Annotated in this window: 13 protein-coding genes; 9 read left to right on the plus strand and 4 right to left on the minus strand. The window is 64.2% G+C overall.

The features are described from left to right. The first annotated feature begins 10 nt into the window (after window positions 1–10). Entirely contained in the window at window positions 11–1,570 is a 1,560-nt protein-coding gene (locus tag PSm6_RS19305) for an FGGY-family carbohydrate kinase (protein ID WP_265167987.1), read from the plus strand. A 154-nt stretch (window positions 1,571–1,724) separates the two neighbouring features. Here PSm6_RS19305 and PSm6_RS19310 read toward each other — a convergent pair whose 3' ends face one another. Continuing rightward, window positions 1,725–2,423: a pirin family protein gene (locus PSm6_RS19310; protein WP_265167988.1), complete on the minus strand. Its 699-nt coding sequence runs from the start codon at window positions 2,421–2,423 to the stop codon at window positions 1,725–1,727. Window positions 2,424–2,631: 208 nt separating this feature from the next. On the opposite strand from PSm6_RS19310, the gene yegS reads away from it, so the two are divergent. The 3 genes from yegS to PSm6_RS19325 all read left to right on the plus strand — a co-directional run bounded on the left by yegS (window position 2,632) and on the right by PSm6_RS19325 (window position 5,480). Further along, a complete protein-coding gene (gene yegS / locus PSm6_RS19315) occupies window positions 2,632–3,537 on the plus strand; it encodes a lipid kinase YegS (RefSeq protein ID WP_043243908.1) in 906 nt (301 codons plus the stop codon). Window positions 3,538–3,666: 129 nt separating this feature from the next. Continuing rightward, window positions 3,667–4,593: a chemotaxis protein CheV gene (locus PSm6_RS19320; protein ID WP_021219550.1), complete on the plus strand. Its 927-nt coding sequence runs from the start codon at window positions 3,667–3,669 to the stop codon at window positions 4,591–4,593. 83 nt (window positions 4,594–4,676) lie between these two features. After that, window positions 4,677–5,480: an MOSC domain-containing protein gene (locus PSm6_RS19325; RefSeq protein WP_265167989.1), complete on the plus strand. Its 804-nt coding sequence runs from the start codon at window positions 4,677–4,679 to the stop codon at window positions 5,478–5,480. A gap of 72 nt (window positions 5,481–5,552) precedes the next feature. Here PSm6_RS19325 and PSm6_RS19330 read toward each other — a convergent pair whose 3' ends face one another. Continuing rightward, a complete protein-coding gene (locus PSm6_RS19330) occupies window positions 5,553–7,481 on the minus strand; it encodes a transglycosylase SLT domain-containing protein (RefSeq protein ID WP_265167990.1) in 1,929 nt (642 codons plus the stop codon). 181 nt (window positions 7,482–7,662) lie between these two features. Between PSm6_RS19330 and PSm6_RS19335 the strand changes: the two genes are divergently transcribed. Together PSm6_RS19335 and PSm6_RS19340 are read left to right on the plus strand one after the other, a co-directional pair. Beyond that, complete coding sequence (locus PSm6_RS19335) at window positions 7,663–9,582, plus strand: ATP-binding cassette domain-containing protein (RefSeq protein ID WP_021219547.1); 1,920 nt, start codon at window positions 7,663–7,665, stop codon at window positions 9,580–9,582. A 23-nt stretch (window positions 9,583–9,605) separates the two neighbouring features. After that, window positions 9,606–10,292 (plus strand): DUF6901 family protein, encoded by a 687-nt coding sequence (locus tag PSm6_RS19340; RefSeq protein ID WP_021219546.1) that lies wholly within the window; start codon window positions 9,606–9,608, stop codon window positions 10,290–10,292. A 20-nt stretch (window positions 10,293–10,312) separates the two neighbouring features. Here PSm6_RS19340 and PSm6_RS19345 read toward each other — a convergent pair whose 3' ends face one another. Then, window positions 10,313–10,753 carry a universal stress protein gene (locus PSm6_RS19345; protein WP_021219545.1) on the minus strand — a complete coding sequence of 147 codons (441 nt, stop codon included), beginning with the start codon at window positions 10,751–10,753 and terminating at the stop codon, window positions 10,313–10,315. Window positions 10,754–10,840: 87 nt separating this feature from the next. Between PSm6_RS19345 and PSm6_RS19350 the strand changes: the two genes are divergently transcribed. Beyond that, window positions 10,841–11,278: a hypothetical protein gene (locus tag PSm6_RS19350; RefSeq protein WP_021219544.1), complete on the plus strand. Its 438-nt coding sequence runs from the start codon at window positions 10,841–10,843 to the stop codon at window positions 11,276–11,278. 50 nt (window positions 11,279–11,328) lie between these two features. Here PSm6_RS19350 and PSm6_RS19355 read toward each other — a convergent pair whose 3' ends face one another. Continuing rightward, window positions 11,329–12,141, minus strand: coding sequence for a hypothetical protein (locus tag PSm6_RS19355; RefSeq protein WP_265167992.1), 813 nt, complete (start codon window positions 12,139–12,141; stop codon window positions 11,329–11,331). Between the two features lie 475 nt (window positions 12,142–12,616). On the opposite strand from PSm6_RS19355, the gene fadB reads away from it, so the two are divergent. Both fadB and fadA read left to right on the plus strand, forming a co-directional pair. After that, entirely contained in the window at window positions 12,617–14,764 is a 2,148-nt protein-coding gene (gene fadB / locus PSm6_RS19360; protein WP_021219542.1) for a fatty acid oxidation complex subunit alpha FadB, read from the plus strand. Window positions 14,765–14,794: 30 nt separating this feature from the next. Next, entirely contained in the window at window positions 14,795–15,970 is a 1,176-nt protein-coding gene (fadA, locus tag PSm6_RS19365; RefSeq protein ID WP_031287707.1) for an acetyl-CoA C-acyltransferase FadA, read from the plus strand. Window positions 15,971–15,988: the final 18 nt, after the last annotated feature.

The raw sequence follows: 15,988 nt of genomic DNA on the forward strand, positions 1-15,988 counted from the left end.
GGAATCCACCGTGAGCGAGAAGAGCTACCTGCTGGCGATAGACAACGGCACCCAGAGTGTCCGTGCGCTGCTGTTCGACCTGGAAGGCAACCTGGTGGGCAAGGGCAAGGTGCCGCTGGAGGCCTACTACTCCAAGCAGCCCGGCTGGGCCGAGCAGGATGCGGAGTACTACTGGTCGAGCCTCGCCGAAGCCTGCCGCTTGCTGTGGGAATCGGTGGATATCGATCGCAGCCTGATCCGTGGCGTCTCCGTCACCACCCAGCGCGGCACGGTGATCAACGTCGACGAGCAGGGCACGCCGCTGCGCCCGGCGATCATCTGGCTGGACCAGCGTCGCGCCGAGGTCGAAGGGCGTATCAAGGGCCCCTGGGGCTGGCTGTTCCGCCTGCTGCGCATCGAAGGCACGGTGGATTACTTCCGTGCCCAGGCCGAAGTGAACTGGGTGTCGCAGCACCAGCCGGACATCTGGCAGCGCACCCACAAGGTGCTGCTGCTGTCGGGCTTCCTCACCCACCGCCTGTGCGGTCGCTTCGTCGATTCGGTGGCCTGCCAGGTGGCCTATCTGCCGTTCGACTACAAGCGCCTGGACTGGGCCTCGCCCAAGGACTGGAAGTGGCAGGCGATGCCGGTGCGCCGCGAGCAGCTGCCGGACCTGTTCAAGCCGGGCGAGCGCCTGGGCAGCATCAGCGCCGAGGCCAGCCGCCTGACCGGCATCCCCGAGGGCCTGCCGCTGATCGCCGCCGGCGCCGACAAGGCCTGCGAGGTGATGGGCTCGGGCGGGGTGGAGCCGGACACGGCCTGCCTCTCCTACGGCACCACGGCGACCATCAATACCACCCGGCGCAGCTACCTGGAGACGATTCCGCTGATCCCGCCCTACCCGGCGGCGATCCCCGATCACTTCAACACCGAGGTGATGATCTACCGCGGTTTCTGGATGGTCAGCTGGTTCAAGCAGGAGTTCGGCCTGCGCGAGATGCAGCGGGCCAAGGAGCTGGGCGTCGAGCCCGAGGCCTTGTTCGACGAACTGGTCAACAGCGTGCCGCCGGGCTCCATGGGCCTGATGCTGCAGCCCTACTGGACGCCGGGCATCCGCGAGCCGGGGCTTGAAGCCAAGGGCTCGATCGTCGGCTTCGGCGATGTGCACACCCGCGCGCACATCTACCGCGCCATTCTCGAAGGCCTGGCCTACGCGCTGCGCCAGGGCAAGGAACGCATCGAGAAGCGCTCGGGCACGCCGATCAAGCGTTTGCGCGTCTCCGGTGGCGGTTCGCAAAGCGATGCGGCCATGCAACTGACGGCCGATATCTTCGGCCTGCCGGCGGAGCGGCCACACGTCTACGAAACCTCGGGGCTGGGTGCCGCCATCGACTGTGCGGTCGGCCTGGGGTTGCACCCGGACTTCCCCACGGCGATAAGCGCCATGACCCGCGTCGGCCAGGTGTTCCACCCGGACCCGCAAGCTCAACGCATCTACGAGCGGCTCTATCAGGGCGTGTACCAGCGCATGTACCGGCAGCTGAAGCCGCTGTACCAGAAGATCCGCGAGATCACCGGGTACCCGGCCTGATGCGGTTGACGCCCTGTGTCGGGTCCGGCACGGCGTTTCGGTGACGGGTTGATCGCGAATGAATTCGCTCCCACGAGGAGCGGGCGCCTGCCACGCAGGCAATGAAAAACGCCCCCGGAGTAGAACTCCGGGGGCGTTTTCGTTACGGCCTGGATCAGGCGACGTCCACCAGCACGATCTCGGTGTCTTCACTGGCGGTGAAGCTCAGCACCTCGACATCGCGCACCGCCACGCCATCGCGGGCTTCGGCGGCTACGCCGTTGACCTCGTAGCGACCCTTGGCGGCCACCAGGTAGGCCTTGCGGCCGTTCTCCAGGCGGTATTCCGCCGTCTGCCCAGCGGTCAGCGTGGCGGCCACCAGCCGGGCGTTGGCGCGGATGTGCAGGGCGTCGCTGCCTTCGTCTATGCCGCTGGCCAGGGTCACGAAGCTGCCGGCGCGCTCACCTTTCGGGAAGGGCTTGGCACCCCAGGAGGGCGCGGCGCCGAACTCGGTGGGCATGATCCAGATCTGGAAGATCCGGGTGGTCTCGCCCTCGAGGTTGTACTCGCTGTGGGTGATGCCGGTACCCGCGCTCATCACCTGCACATCGCCGGCTTCGGTGCGGCCCTTGTTGCCCAGGTTGTCCTGGTGGGTGATCGCGCCTTCACGGACGTAGGTGATGATCTCCATGTCGCGGTGGGGGTGCGGCGGGAAACCGCTGTCGGCAGCGATCTCGTCATCGTTCCAGACCCGCAGTTGGCCCCAGTTCATCCGTGCCGGATCGTGGTACTCGGCGAAGGAGAAGTGGTGACGGGCGTTGAGCCAGCCGTGGTGGGCGCCGCCGAGCTGGTTGAAAGGGCGTACTTCGATCATGGGAATCTCCTCAGTGCTCGCAGTGGGTTGGGCTCTGCGGCGTGTTGGAGGCCATTTTTCATCAAGTTCTTATCGACAAAAAGCGTAAATTATTCAACAAACAAATCGACATATTAGATAGGTGTGTAATCCGCATCCGACGCTTGTCTCATCTTGTTCTTACGGTCGAGGCCTATACTCGGCCGACTCACCCTGGATGGAGTGGCCCATGAGCGAGCGCAAGGCATTGCTGATCCTGCACGGCAAGCAGGCATTGAACGAGGACGTGCGAGCGGCCGTCGAGGCGCGCCGGGAGGCGGGTTGGGAACTGGCGGTGCGGGTGACCTGGGAGGGCGGTGATGCCGGGCGCATCGTCGAAGAGGCCCTGGCCGCCGGGTATCGCACGCTCATCGCCGGGGGCGGCGATGGCACCCTGCGTGATGTCGCCGAAGCCATGGCGCTGGCGGACCAGGACGCCAGCCTGGCGCTGTTGCCCCTGGGCACCGCCAATGACTTCGCCCGGGCCGCCGGGGTGCCGCTGCTGCCCGGCGAGGCCCTGGCGCTGCTGGATGTGCCGCCGCGGCCCATCGACCTGGGGGAGGCCGACGGGCGGCTGTTCCTCAACATGGCCACCGGCGGCTTCGGTTCGAAGATCACTGCCAACACCTCCGAAGACCTGAAGAAGGTGCTGGGCGGTGCGGCCTATTTCCTCACCGGACTGACGCGCTTCTCCGAGGTGCATTCGGCCTTCGGTCACTTCAAGGGGCCGGATTTCGAGTGGGAGGGCGAGTTCCTCGCCGTGGGCATCGGCAACGGCTGCCAGGCGGGCGGTGGGCATGTGCTGTGCCCACGCGCCAAGGTCGATGACGGGCTGCTGGAGCTCTGCATCGTGCCGGCCCCGCAGGATGTGGTCGGCACCCTGGGTACGCTGCTTTCGGGGGGTATCGGCGGGGTGGAGGCGGTGTCGGTGAGTGCGCGGTTGCCGTGGGTGGAGGTGGAGGCACCCGAGGGGTTGGACATGAATCTCGACGGAGAACCCATGGAATGCAGCAAGGTTCGCTTCAATGCGCGCCGCAACGCACTACGCTTACATCTGCCGGACGGTTCCCCGTTGCTGCAAGGCAGTGAGGGATGAGTGGCTTCTGGTGCCGTTGCGCCCCGTGGTGCATGATGGCGCCAAGCCATGATGGCTACAGTTCCAAGGCCTTCTGCCGATAAGCAACTGCAGCCGCAGTCTGGCTCGAACATCCAACAGGAGCATGCAATGGCCGGTATTCTCGACACAGTCGATCAACGTACCCAACTGGTGGGCGAGAACCGCCTGGAAATCCTCATGTTCCGCCTGGCCGGCCGCCAGCTGTTCGCCATCAACGTGTTCAAGGTGCAGGAAGTCCTGCAGCTGCCGAAGCTGACCCTGATCCCCCAGCGCCACCCCTTCGTCTGCGGCGTGGTCAACCTGCGCGGCCAGACCCTGCCGGTGATCGACCTGTCCCGCGCCATCGGCATGCGCGCGCTGGTGCCGGATGAGCGCAGCACCATCATCGTCACCGAGTACAACCGCTCGGTGCAGGCGTTCCTGGTGGGGGGCGTGGACCGCATCCTCAACCTCAACTGGGAATCCATCCAGCCGCCGCCCGGTGGTGCCGGTCGCCAGCATTACCTGACGGCGATCACCAAGGTGGAAGACCAGATCGTCGAGATCATCGACGTCGAGAAGGTGCTTGCCGAAATCGTGCCCATGAGCACCCGGGTGTCCGAGGAGCGCTTGAGCAACCCGCTGCTGGAGAAGGCCCGAGGCCGCGAAGTGCTGCTGGTGGACGACTCCAATGTCGCGCTGACCCAGCTGCGCGAAACCCTCTCGCAGCTGGGTATCCGCACCCACTCGGTCAGCGACGGCCTCAAGGCTCTGAACCTGCTGAAGAAGTGGGCCGACACCGGCGAGGTGATGACCGACAAGCTGCTGATGATCTTCACCGACGCCGAAATGCCGGAGATGGACGGCTACCGCCTGACCACCGAGATTCGCAACGACCCACGCCTGCGTGAGCTCTACGTGGTGATGCACACCTCGCTGTCCGGCAGCTTCAACGACGCCATGGTGAAGAAGGTCGGTTGCGACAACTTCCTCTCCAAGTTCCAGCCCGACAAGCTGGTGGACGTGGTGGCGGACCGCCTGAAGAAGGACGAGTGATCTTTTCGTGGTGCCGGGGTTGAGGCCCCGGCCCACGATTCCGTATAAGTGGGCTTTCGCTGACCGTCCAAGGAAGCCGGCCCATGTTGCGTCTCTCCGCTCTCTATCGTTTCCCCATGAAATCCGCGATCGGCGAACGCCTGCAGCGTGCCGAACTCGATGGCATCGGCCTGGCCGGTGATCGACGCTGGATGCTGGTGGACGCGAGCAATGGCCGTTTCCTCACCCAGCGCGCGCTGCCGCAGATGTCGCAGCTGAGCGCGCTGTGGAACGCCTCCGGTGGCCTGACCCTGAACACCGCTGGCCGCCCCAGCCTGGATGTGGCCCTGCCTGACCCGAACAGCGACCTGCGCGGCACCTTCATCTGGAAGGACTCGATGCTTGTGCCTGACGCCGGCGACGAGGCTGCTGCCTGGCTCAGCGAGTTCATCGGCAAGCCGTGCCGCCTGGTGCATGTGCCCAACGAGCGGGCACGGGACATCCCTGGCAGCCTGCTGCCCGAGGAGAAGGTCGGTTTCGCCGATGGCTTCCCGCTGCTGCTGATCGGCCAGGCCTCGCTGGATGACCTGTCCAGCCGTGTTGGTCGCCCACTGGAGATGCTGCGCTTCCGCCCCAACCTGGTGGTGGAGGGCAGCGTGCCCTTCGCCGAGGACGAGTGGAAGCGCATCCGCATCGGCGGTGTCGAGTTCAGCGTGGCCAAAGGCTGCACCCGTTGCATCCTCACCACCATCGACCCTGCCACCGGCGAGCGCAGTCCTGACCGCGAGCCCCTCACCACCCTCAAGACCTACCGCGAGCGCGAAGGCGAGCTGTACTTCGGGCAGAACCTGATCAACCGCAGCACCGGCACGCTGGAAGAGGGCATGGAAGTGGAAGTCCTGGAGTAAGACTCCGCGCTGCAACGGCTGCACAAACGAAACGGGCGCCCCATGGGCGCCCGTTTTGCGTTTCGGCTTCGATCACTGGTCGTCGAAGAAGCGCTCGTGCCAGTCCACCAGGGGCTGCGGGGCGTTGAGCTTCTGCCCGTAGATCACGGAGTAGGACAGCACGTTCTGTACGTACTGGCGGGTCTCGTCGAAGGGGATGCTTTCCACCCAGACGTCGAAGGCCAGGTGGTTGGCACCCTTGAGCCATTGGCGTACGCGGCCGGGGCCGGCGTTGTAGGCGGCGGAGGCGAGCACGCGGTTGCCGTTGAACTGGCCGTGCACCTGGCTGAGGTAGGCGGCGCCGAGCTGGATGTTGACGTCCGGATTGAGCGCCTGTTGCGGTGAGGCGAGGGGGATGCCGAACTTGCGCGCGGTCTCCTTGGCGGTGCCGGGCATCAGTTGCATCAGGCCCATGGCACCGACGCCGGAGCGGGCGTCGGCCATGAAGGCACTTTCCTGGCGGGTGATGGCGAACACCCAGCTGGAGTGCAGGCCACGCAGGCGTGCCTGCTGGGTCAGGGCACCGCGGTGGGCCATGGGGAAGCGGATGTCCAGGTCGTCCCAGTACTGGGCCTGGCTGATGGTGCGGATGGCCGGGAAGTACCACTGCATGTCGTAGGCGAGTTTGGCCTGGGCGACCATTTCGTCACGGCTGAACAGGCGGCTGACGTAGTACCACTCGCGGCGACCGTCGACGATCTGGCCGCGATCGTGGAACTCCAGGGCACGGCGGATACCGGCAGTATTGCGCACCTTCTGCACCAGGCGCGGGTCCAGGGCCAGCGGCTTGTTGTTGAGCTGGTAGGGCGTCTGGATACGGTCGGCGGCGAGGAAGCCGTAGAAGTCACGCTCCTTTGCCAGGGGCTGGTAGAGGCGGGCGGCTTCGGCGCTCTGCGGCTGGGCCAGTTGCAGGGAGCGGGCCTGCCAGTAGCGCCAGCGGTTGGTATTGGCCAGCTCGGCGGGCATCTGCTTGGTCAGCTTGTAGGCGTCGTCCCACTGGCCCAGGCGCAGCAGCAGGCGCGCGCGCCATTCGCTGACGGTGTTGTCGCGCAGCTTGGGGTCGTACTGTGTCATGAGCTTGAGGGCGCGAGGGTCGTAGCGCTTGGCCAGGGTGAGGCCGATCTCGCGGGCGATGGCGACCTTCTCGCTGCTGGAGAACTTCATCCGCGCGGCGTAGCCATCCAGCAGGGCCATGGCCTTTTCCGGGTCCTGGCGGGCCAGGCGGCGCAGGCCGAGGCCGACCACATCGCCCATGGCCTTGTCGGCCGGGGCGAAGCGGGCGGTCTGGCTGAGCATCTGCGGGTTCTGCGCGACATCCAGCAGCAGCTTGCCCTGGGTCTGAAGCGTTGGCAGGCCCTTCACCAGGAAGCTGGCGAGGCCATAGTTGCGCGCCTCGGCGGCGAGCTTGGCGCGGCGCCAGCGCATCTGCTCGGTCATCTGGCCTTCGGCACGCCACAGGTCGAAGAGCACGTCACAGGCCTCGGGCTGGGACTTGCCCACCAGCCAGAGTTTCTCGGCGCTCTTGTAGCCTTCGGCCTTGGGGCCGTTCTTGATCTGGTACTGGCCGTAGAGGCAGTCCAGCTCGGTGAAGTTCATCTTCGGGTCGTAGTAATTGACGAAGGTCTTCCATTCGCCGCGCTCGGCCAGCCAGCGCAACCAGCGCAGCTTCATCCAGTTGGCCTGGGGCAGGTCGCCATGCTCGGCGAGGAATTTCTCGATCTCGTCGTTGCTGGCCCACTTCAGGCGGGCGGTCAGCTCGTCGTAGGCCAGGTAGGGCTCCAGCGGGTAGTCGGCCAGGGCATTGGCGTAACGCTTGTAGGGGCCGCTGTCACCCTTGGCCAGGGCGCGCTTGGCCTCGTCGTACATCTGACGTTGCTGGGCAAGGGGGACCGCTTGGGCTGCATCGAGGGTGACGGTGGTGAGAAGCAGGCAGGAGAACAGGCTGAGCAGACGACCGCGCATGACACTTCCGGGTAGATAAATCGTATGGGGCAACGGCCTGGCCGCCACCGGATCTGCGTAGCTTAGCCTGTTGCCCTGCCCCGGGTGAAATCGGATGCTGTGGAGGAAACATGATGAAAAAATGGCGGATATGCCAAGGCGCAAACCGGGTAGAATGCGCCCCCTGTTTTCGGAGGCGCCCATGACCCTGCTCAAGTTCAGCGATGTATCCCTTGCCTATGGCGCCATGCCGTTGCTGGACAAGGTGTCATGGCAGATAGCCCGTGGCGAGCGGGTGTGCATCATCGGCCGCAACGGCACCGGCAAGTCGAGCATGCTGCGCCTGGTGAAGGGCGACCAGCATGGCGATGACGGCGAGATCTGGCGCGCCCCTGGCCTGAAGATCGGCGAGCTGCCGCAGGAACTGCCGCGTGCCGACGATCGCACCGTGTTCGATGTGGTCGCCGAGGGGCTGGCCGGCGTCGGCGCGCTGCTGGCCGAGTACCACCACCTCAGCCAGAACATTCATAACGACGAAGACCTGAACAAGCTGATGCACGTGCAGCAGGAGCTTGAGGCGAAGGATGGCTGGCGCCTGCAGCAACTGGTGGACAGCACCCTGAGCCGCCTGCAACTGCCGGCCGACAAGACCCTGGCCGAGCTATCCGGTGGCTGGCGTCGCCGCGTGCTGCTGGCCCAGGCGCTGGTTTCCGAGCCCGACCTGCTGCTGCTGGACGAGCCCACCAACCACCTGGATATCGGCGCCATCGCCTGGCTGGAAGAGGCGCTGATGGGCTTTGGCGGCGCCGTGCTGTTCATCACCCACGACCGTTCCTTCCTGCAGAACCTGGCGACGCGCATCCTCGAACTGGATCGCGGCCACCTGATCGATTGGAACGGCGACTACGCCAGCTTCCTGGTGCACAAGGAGCAGCAACTGGCGGCGGAAGAGACCGCCAACGCGCTGTTCGACAAGCGCCTGGCCCAGGAGGAAGTGTGGATCCGCCAGGGCATCAAGGCCCGTCGTACCCGTAACGAAGGGCGTGTACGTGCGCTGAAGGCGATGCGCAGCGAGCGTGCCGAGCGCCGCGAGCGTCAGGGCAAGGCCAATATCCAGCTGGAGACCGCCGACAAGTCCGGCAAGCAGGTGATGGTCGCCGAGAACGTGGGCTTCGCCCATCCGGGCGGCGCGCCGCTGATCCGCGATTTCTCCCTGGTGCTGCAGCGTTCCGACCGTATCGGCCTGCTGGGCGCCAACGGCACCGGCAAGACCACCCTGCTCAAGCTGCTGCTGGGCGACCTGGAGCCGACCAGCGGCACGATCGAGGTGGGCACCAAGCTGGAAGTGGCCTATTTCGATCAGTTGCGTCACCAGCTCGAGCCCGAGAAGACGGTGATCGACAACATTTCCGAAGGCCGCGATTTCATCTCCATCGATGGCCAGAACCGCCATGTGCTGAGCTACCTGGGCGACTTCCTGTTCAGCCCGCAGCGTGCGCGTACACCGGTCAAGGCTCTGTCGGGCGGTGAGCGTGCGCGCTTGCTGCTGGCCAAGCTGTTCAGCAAGCCGGCCAACCTGCTGGTGCTGGACGAACCGACCAACGACCTGGATGTGGAAACCCTCGAACTGCTGGAAGAGGTGCTGCTGAACTTCCCGGGCACCGTACTGATGGTCAGCCACGACCGGGCCTTCCTCGACAACGTGGTGACCAGCACCCTGGTGTTCGAAGGTGAAGGCCGCGTGCGTGAGTACGTCGGTGGCTACCAGGACTGGCTGCGCCAGGGTGGTTCGCCGCGCCTGCTGGGTGTGGGCGAGACCAAGTCCGGCAAGGCCGAGCCCACCGCCACCGTCGCACCGGCTCCGGTGGCCGCCGCCCCTTCAGTGAGCGAGGCCGAGGCGCCGAAGAAGAAACTCAGCTACAAATTGCAGCGTGAGCTGGAAGCGCTTCCCGGCCAGATCGAGACCCTGGAAGCGGAGATGGCAGCGGTACAGCAGGAAATTTCCGACCCGGCGTTCTACCAGCGGCCTGCGGAGCAGACCCGCACGGTACTGGAGCGCTTCGAGAAGCAGCAGCAGGAGCTGGATCGCCTGCTGGAGCGCTGGGCCGAACTGGACGACTGAAGAATCACCGAGCTGGAGAGCCCATGGCTGTCGAGTACCGCATCACCCTGGATGACGAACACGAGTTCAGCTATCGCATCGAGCTGGATCGGCAGTACGACGAGGAGCGCGCGCTCGCCGCGCCGAAGTGGACGCGCCTGGAGTTCCAGCAGTGCAGCAACTGCCCGCTGTCGAAGGACAAGTTCAGCCATTGCCCGGCAGCGGTCGACCTGCACCGGGTGATCGAGGACTTTCACGGGCTGCCGGCCTTCAAGAAGGCGGTGTTCCTGGTGCGCACGCCGGAGCGTGAATACACCAAGCAGGTGGGGCTGGAAGAGGGGCTGCGTGCCCTGCTGGGCGTGATCATGGCGACCAGCGCCTGCCCGGTGCTGGGCCGGCTCAAGCCGATGGCCCATCAGCACCTGCCGTTCGCCAGCAACCAGGAGTTCATCCTGCGCGCCGTGTCCCTGTATCTATCGCGGCAGTACTTCAACTTCCGTGAAGGGCGGCATGCGGATTGGGAGCTGAAGGGGCTTGTGCGTCTGTTCCAGCAACTGCAGCTGGTCAACCAGGCGTTCTGGCAGCGCATTCACGATGTGTGCGATGGCGATTCGAACCTGAAGGCCTTCCTGACCTTCTTCTCCATGGCCTCGAGCATGACCTACTCGCTGGAAACCCAGCTGCAGAAGATCCGCCCGCTGGTGATGAGCGCCGACGAAGGCTTCTTCTGAAGCCTCCGCCGGCTGCTGGTTCAGTCGGTTTTCTTCAGGCGTACGGCAATCACGTCGCAGGGCGCGCCGTGGAGCACGTCGTTGGCGGTGGAGCCCAGGAGCAGGGCGAGGCCGTGGCGGCCGTGGCTGCCGACGACGATCAGGTCGCAGCCCTGTTCTTCGGCGAGGCGGTGGATTTCCTGGCGGGGCTGGCCGTAGGCCAGGTGGCGCTGCTCGGCGAGCAGTTCAGGGTAGAGGCCGGCAAAGCCGTCCAGGCGTTCGCGGGCCTGTTCGAACTGTTGTTGCTGGAGCATCGAGAGGTCCATGGGCACATCGCCACCGAAGGCCATGGCCATGGGTTCGACGATATGGACCAGCGACAGCCTGGCCTGAGTCGCCTGGGCGAGGGCCTGGGCGCGGCGCACCACCGGGTGGCATTCATCGGTGAGATCGACGGCGACCAGAATGTGCTTATAGGGCATGGGTGACTCCTCCTTAAGGTTTGCGCTTGAACTCAGTATGGCCGCCATGGGTGCCTGGCGGCATGATTTTCATCATGGGATGACGTTATGACCCTCTGGTTGGTGGTATTTCTCCTACTCGCCGTGCTCAGCCCCCTGGTCTGGTTGCTGCCATCCAAAGGGCAGCGCGGCCGCATGGAGCTGCGCATGGAGGCGCGGCGCATGGGGTTGTCCATGCAGCTGTCGCGCCAGGAGTGGCCGCACTGGCTGCCGGTGGAGCCGCCTCATTCCTGTGCCCAGTACCATCGTCCCCGCCCCCGCGGAGCGCCCGGTGCCTGGTGCTATTGGCAGGTTGCGCCTGGGCAGTGGCAGAACCAGTGGCGCGAGCCTTTGGAAGACCCGGCCATGCTGGCACGATTCCAGGGGTTGCCGGCGGATGTCTACAAGATCGAGGCGAATGCGCAGATGATCGCACTGTGCTGGGGCGAGCGAGGCACGCCCGAGGACCTGCAGCGCATCGCCGAGGTGCTGCGCGCGGTGGTGTGAGCTGGAGGTGAGCCGGGCCGCGCAGTGGGCCCGGGTGACGGCGGGGCGCTTCAGAGCTGCGTGGCGGCGTATTGGGCGGAGACGCCTTCGAGCCCGTCGATGATGCTGTCGGAGTACTTGTTGATCAGGAAGGGCACGCTGTTCTCGTTGTAGTTCTGCAGCGATTTCTCGATGTAGCGCCACTTGGTGCCGATGCTGGTCAGGGCCTGCTTGATCTCCGGGGTGTTCTTCGGCTGCTGCTCCAGGGCGTTGAGCTGGCCGGCGAAATCGCGTGCCAGTTCGTCGATGGGCTTGCCTTCGCCGCCGCCGAAGAAGGAGGCGCCGACCGAGGCGCTACGCGAGGCGTAGTCGACGGCGATGGTCTGCATCAGCAGGCTTTGCTCGCGGCTTTGCTGGGTCAGCGGGGGGGCGTTGACGCCGCTTTCCTGCTGGATCTTTCCGTACAGCTCCTTGGCCAGGGCCAGCAGCTTCTGGTTGCGCGCGGTCATGTCGGCGATGGGCTGAAGGTCGGTGAAGCCCTTGGTCTTGAGCGCCACGACGAGATTGGTCAGCTCGCCAGAGTAATCCTTCCATTGCTGGTTGAGTTGGGCGCTGAGGGCCTTGGAGCCGTCGCCGGGCATCTCGGTCAGTTCCTTCAGGCGCGCATCGGCCTGCTGGACGGACTCGTCGATCATCCGCGCATAGCGCTGATCGCCTTCCATGCCGTTGTACATATAGAAGTCGCCCAGGCTCTTCTGCGCGGCGAGGCGCATCTGGTGCAGCTTGAGCAGGCTTGTTGCGGGGTCGGCGGCTTGAGCGGGAATTGCGAAGGTGGAAAGGGTGAGCAGGGTGCCCAGCAGAATGGCAAGCGTACGGCTCGTCATGTCGCTACTCCGTGTGCCTCTAGGGGCTTCATCTAGTTGTTTTTGTTATTCGGCCTGTCCCGGCCGTATCGGGCGACTCTAACCTGCTGCGCTGGCGTTTGGCTAGCGTGCTGCAGGTCACGTTATTGAGCCTCCCGTCGCCCGCTTGATGGCTTGTCATAACCATCCCGCATGTTGCTTTCCAGAGGGGCCCCGGGCCTGCGCAAAGGCTGGTGGCAGAGCGGATTGAGCGTGGCCGTACGGTCACGAAGCACAATTGACAACAGCGGACTTTTCCGTGAATGTGTGCGCACCCAAATCAAACGGGCGTATGAATTGAGCGTTTGCCTTACAGACAACGTCCAATAACTACCCGATATCGCGTCGGTGGGTGTGCCGGACCGAATCGGACTAAGCTCGACGGCAATGCCTCGAGCCGGTTCGCCGGTTGGCTCCGATGTGTACTGTTCAGCTTCCATACCGTGGAGATCAGTTGATGATTTACGAAGGTAAAGCCATCACGGTTAAGGCTCTTGAGGGCGGCATCGTCGAACTGAAGTTCGACCTCAAGGGTGAGTCCGTCAACAAATTCAACCGTCTAACCCTGAATGAACTGCGTCAGTCGGTTGATGCCATCAAGGCCGATGCGTCGGTCAAGGGCGTTATCGTCAGCAGTGGCAAGGACGTGTTCATCGTCGGTGCGGACATCACCGAATTCGTCGACAACTTCAAGTTGCCCGATGAAGAGCTGGTGGCAGGCAACCTCGAAGCCAACAAGATCTTCAGCGATTTCGAAGACCTGCAGGTTCCGACCGTGGTCGCCATCAATGGCATCGCCCTCGGTGGCGGCCTGGAAATGTGCCTGGCCGGTGACTACCGCGTCATGAGCGAGACCGCCAAGATCGGCCTGCCGGAAGTCAAGCTGGGTATCTACCCGGGCTTCGGCGGCACCGTGCGTCTGCCGCGTGTGATCGGCACCGACAATGCCATCGAGTGGATCGCCTCCGGCAAGGAAAACAAGGCTGCCGACGCCCTGAAAGTGGGTGCCGTCGATGCCGTTGTCGCTCCTGCGAAACTCCAGGAAGCCGCTCTGGATCTGGTCAAGCGCGCCATCTCCGGCGAGCTGGACTTCAAGGCCAAGCGTCAGCCCAAGCTGGAAAAGATCAAGCTCAACGCCATCGAGCAGATGATGGCCTTCGAAACCGCCAAGGGTTTCGTGGCTGGCCAGGCCGGCCCGAACTACCCGGCTCCGGTCGAAGCCATCAAGACCATCCAGAAAGCCGCCAACTTCGGTCGTGACAAAGCGCTTGAAGTCGAGGCCGCCGGCTTCGTCAAGCTGGCCAAGACCCCGGTCGCGGCAAGCCTGATCGGCCTGTTCCTGAATGACCAGGAACTGAAGAAGAAAGCCAAGCAGTACGACGAAGTCGCTCGCGACGTGAAACTGGCTGCCGTACTCGGCGCTGGCATCATGGGTGGCGGTATCGCCTACCAGTCGGCTTCCAAAGGCACTCCGATCCTGATGAAGGATATCCGTGAAGAGGGTATCCAGATGGGCCTGAACGAGGCCTCCAAGCTGCTCGGCAAGCGCGTCGAGAAAGGCCGCATGACCCCGGCCAAGATGGCTGAGGCCCTGACCGCCATTCGCCCGACCATGTCCTACGGTGATTTCGGCGCTGTCGACATCGTCGTCGAAGCCGTGGTCGAGAACCCCAAGGTCAAGCAGATCGTGCTGGCCGAAGTGGAAGGCGTGGTTCGTGAGGACGCCATCCTGGCCTCCAACACCTCCACCATCTCCATCAGCCTGCTGGCCAAGGCGCTGAAGCGTCCCGAGAACTTCGTCGGCATGCACTTCTTCAACCCGGTGCACATGATGCCCCTAGTCGAAGTCATCCGTGGCGAGAAGTCCAGCGAAGTGGCCGTGGCCACCACCGTTGCCTACGCCAAGAAAATGGGCAAGAACCCGATCGTGGTCAACGACTGCCCCGGCTTCCTGGTCAACCGCGTGCTGTTCCCGTACTTCGGCGGCTTCTCCAAGCTGCTGGGCTTCGGCGTCGACTTCGTGCGCATCGACAAGATCATGGAGAAATTCGGCTGGCCCATGGGTCCGGCCTACCTCTCCGACGTAGTCGGCATCGACACCGGCCACCACGGCCGTGACGTCATGGCCGAAGGCTTCCCGGACCGCATGGCCGTGGAAGGCAAGACCGCCGTCGACGTGATGTACGAAGCCAATCGCCTGGGCCAGAAGAACGGCAAGGGCTTCTACGCCTACGAGACCGACAAGCGCGGCAAGCCGAAGAAAGTTTCCGATCCGGAAGCCTACGAGCTGCTGAAGTCCATCGTCGTTGAGCAGCGCGAGCTGACCGACGAAGACATCATCAACTTCATGATGATCCCGCTGTGCCTGGAAACCGTTCGTTGCCTGGAAGACGGCATCGTCGAGACCGCAGCTGAGGCCGACATGGGCCTGATCTACGGCATCGGCTTCCCGCCCTTCCGTGGTGGTGCACTGCGTTACATCGACTCCGTCGGTGTAGCCGAATTCGTTGCCCTGGCCGACAAGTACGCCGAACTGGGCGCGCTGTACCACCCGACCGCGAAGCTTCGTGAAATGGCCGCCAAGGGCCAGAAGTTTTTCGGTTAATCGCGGAACGAACAGAGCGAGAGTAGAAATATGAGCCTGAATCCTAGAGATGCAGTCATTGTCGACTTCGGCCGTACCCCGATGGGTCGTTCCAAAGGCGGCATGCACCGCAACACCCGTGCCGAGACCATGTCGGCGCACCTGATCAGCGGCGTCCTGGCCCGTAACACCAAGCTGGACCCGGCCGAAGTGGAAGACGTGATCTGGGGCTGCGTAAACCAGACCCTGGAACAGGGCTGGAACATCGCGCGCATGGCGTCGCTGATGACCCAGATCCCGCACACCAGCGCCGGCCAGACCGTCAGCCGTCTGTGCGGTTCCTCCATGAGCGCCCTGCACACTGCCGTGCAGGCCATCCAGACCGGCAATGGCGACGTGTTCGTGGTCGGTGGCGTGGAGCACATGGGTCACGTAGGCATGATGCACGGCGTCGATCCGAACCCGCACCTGTCCCTGTACGCCGCCAAGGCTTCGGGCATGATGGGCTTGACCGCCGAGATGCTGGGCAAGATGCACGGCATCAGCCGCGAGCAGCAGGACGCCTTCGGTGAGCGTTCTCACCGCCTGGCGCACAAAGCCACCGTCGAAGGCAAGTTCAAGGATGAAATCATCCCGATGCAAGGCTACGACGAGAACGGCTTCCTGAAGGTGTTCGACTTTGACGAAACCATCCGTCCGGAAACCACCATCGAGAGCCTGGCCGCCCTGCGTCCTGCGTTCAACCCGAAAGGTGGCACCGTGACTGCGGGTACTTCTTCGCAGATCACCGACGGCGCGTCCTGCATGATCGTGATGAGTGCCCAGCGCGCCCAGGACCTCGGCATCCAGCCGATGGCCGTGGTACGTGCCATGGCGGTTGCCGGTGTCGATCCGGCGATCATGGGCTACGGCCCGGTGCCGTCCACTCAGAAGGCCCTGAAGCGTGCCGGCCTGACCATGGACGACATCGATTTCGTTGAACTCAACGAAGCCTTTGCCGCTCAGGCCCTGCCGGTGCTGAAAGATCTGAAACTCCTCGACAAGATGGAGCAGAAGGTCAACCTGCACGGCGGCGCCATCGCGCTGGGTCACCCGTTCGGCTGCTCCGGTGCACGTATCTCCGGCACCCTGCTGAACGTGATGAAGCAGAACGGCGGTACCCTGGGCGTGTCCACCATGTGCGTGGGCCTCGGTCAGGGCATCACCACCGTCTTCGAACGCATCTAAGCGTACGAAGAGGGGAAA

The organism is Pseudomonas solani, assembly GCF_026072635.1.
Lineage (GTDB): Bacteria > Pseudomonadota > Gammaproteobacteria > Pseudomonadales > Pseudomonadaceae > Metapseudomonas > Metapseudomonas solani.

Bases quoted from the DNA above. Each gene is read 5' to 3' on its own strand.
- PSm6_RS19310 (WP_265167988.1), bottom strand. From the start codon at position 2,423: ATGATCGAAGTACGCCCTTTCAACCAGCTCGGCGGCGCCCACCACGGC.
- yegS (WP_043243908.1), top strand. From the start codon at position 2,632: ATGAGCGAGCGCAAGGCATTGCTGATCCTGCACGGCAAGCAGGCATTG.
- PSm6_RS19320 (WP_021219550.1), top strand. From the start codon at position 3,667: ATGGCCGGTATTCTCGACACAGTCGATCAACGTACCCAACTGGTGGGC.
- PSm6_RS19325 (WP_265167989.1), top strand. From the start codon at position 4,677: ATGTTGCGTCTCTCCGCTCTCTATCGTTTCCCCATGAAATCCGCGATC.
- PSm6_RS19330 (WP_265167990.1), bottom strand. From the start codon at position 7,481: ATGCGCGGTCGTCTGCTCAGCCTGTTCTCCTGCCTGCTTCTCACCACC.
- PSm6_RS19335 (WP_021219547.1), top strand. From the start codon at position 7,663: ATGACCCTGCTCAAGTTCAGCGATGTATCCCTTGCCTATGGCGCCATG.
- PSm6_RS19340 (WP_021219546.1), top strand. From the start codon at position 9,606: ATGGCTGTCGAGTACCGCATCACCCTGGATGACGAACACGAGTTCAGC.
- PSm6_RS19345 (WP_021219545.1), bottom strand. From the start codon at position 10,753: ATGCCCTATAAGCACATTCTGGTCGCCGTCGATCTCACCGATGAATGC.
- PSm6_RS19350 (WP_021219544.1), top strand. From the start codon at position 10,841: ATGACCCTCTGGTTGGTGGTATTTCTCCTACTCGCCGTGCTCAGCCCC.
- PSm6_RS19355 (WP_265167992.1), bottom strand. From the start codon at position 12,141: ATGACGAGCCGTACGCTTGCCATTCTGCTGGGCACCCTGCTCACCCTT.
- fadB (WP_021219542.1), top strand. From the start codon at position 12,617: ATGATTTACGAAGGTAAAGCCATCACGGTTAAGGCTCTTGAGGGCGGC.
- fadA (WP_031287707.1), top strand. From the start codon at position 14,795: ATGAGCCTGAATCCTAGAGATGCAGTCATTGTCGACTTCGGCCGTACC.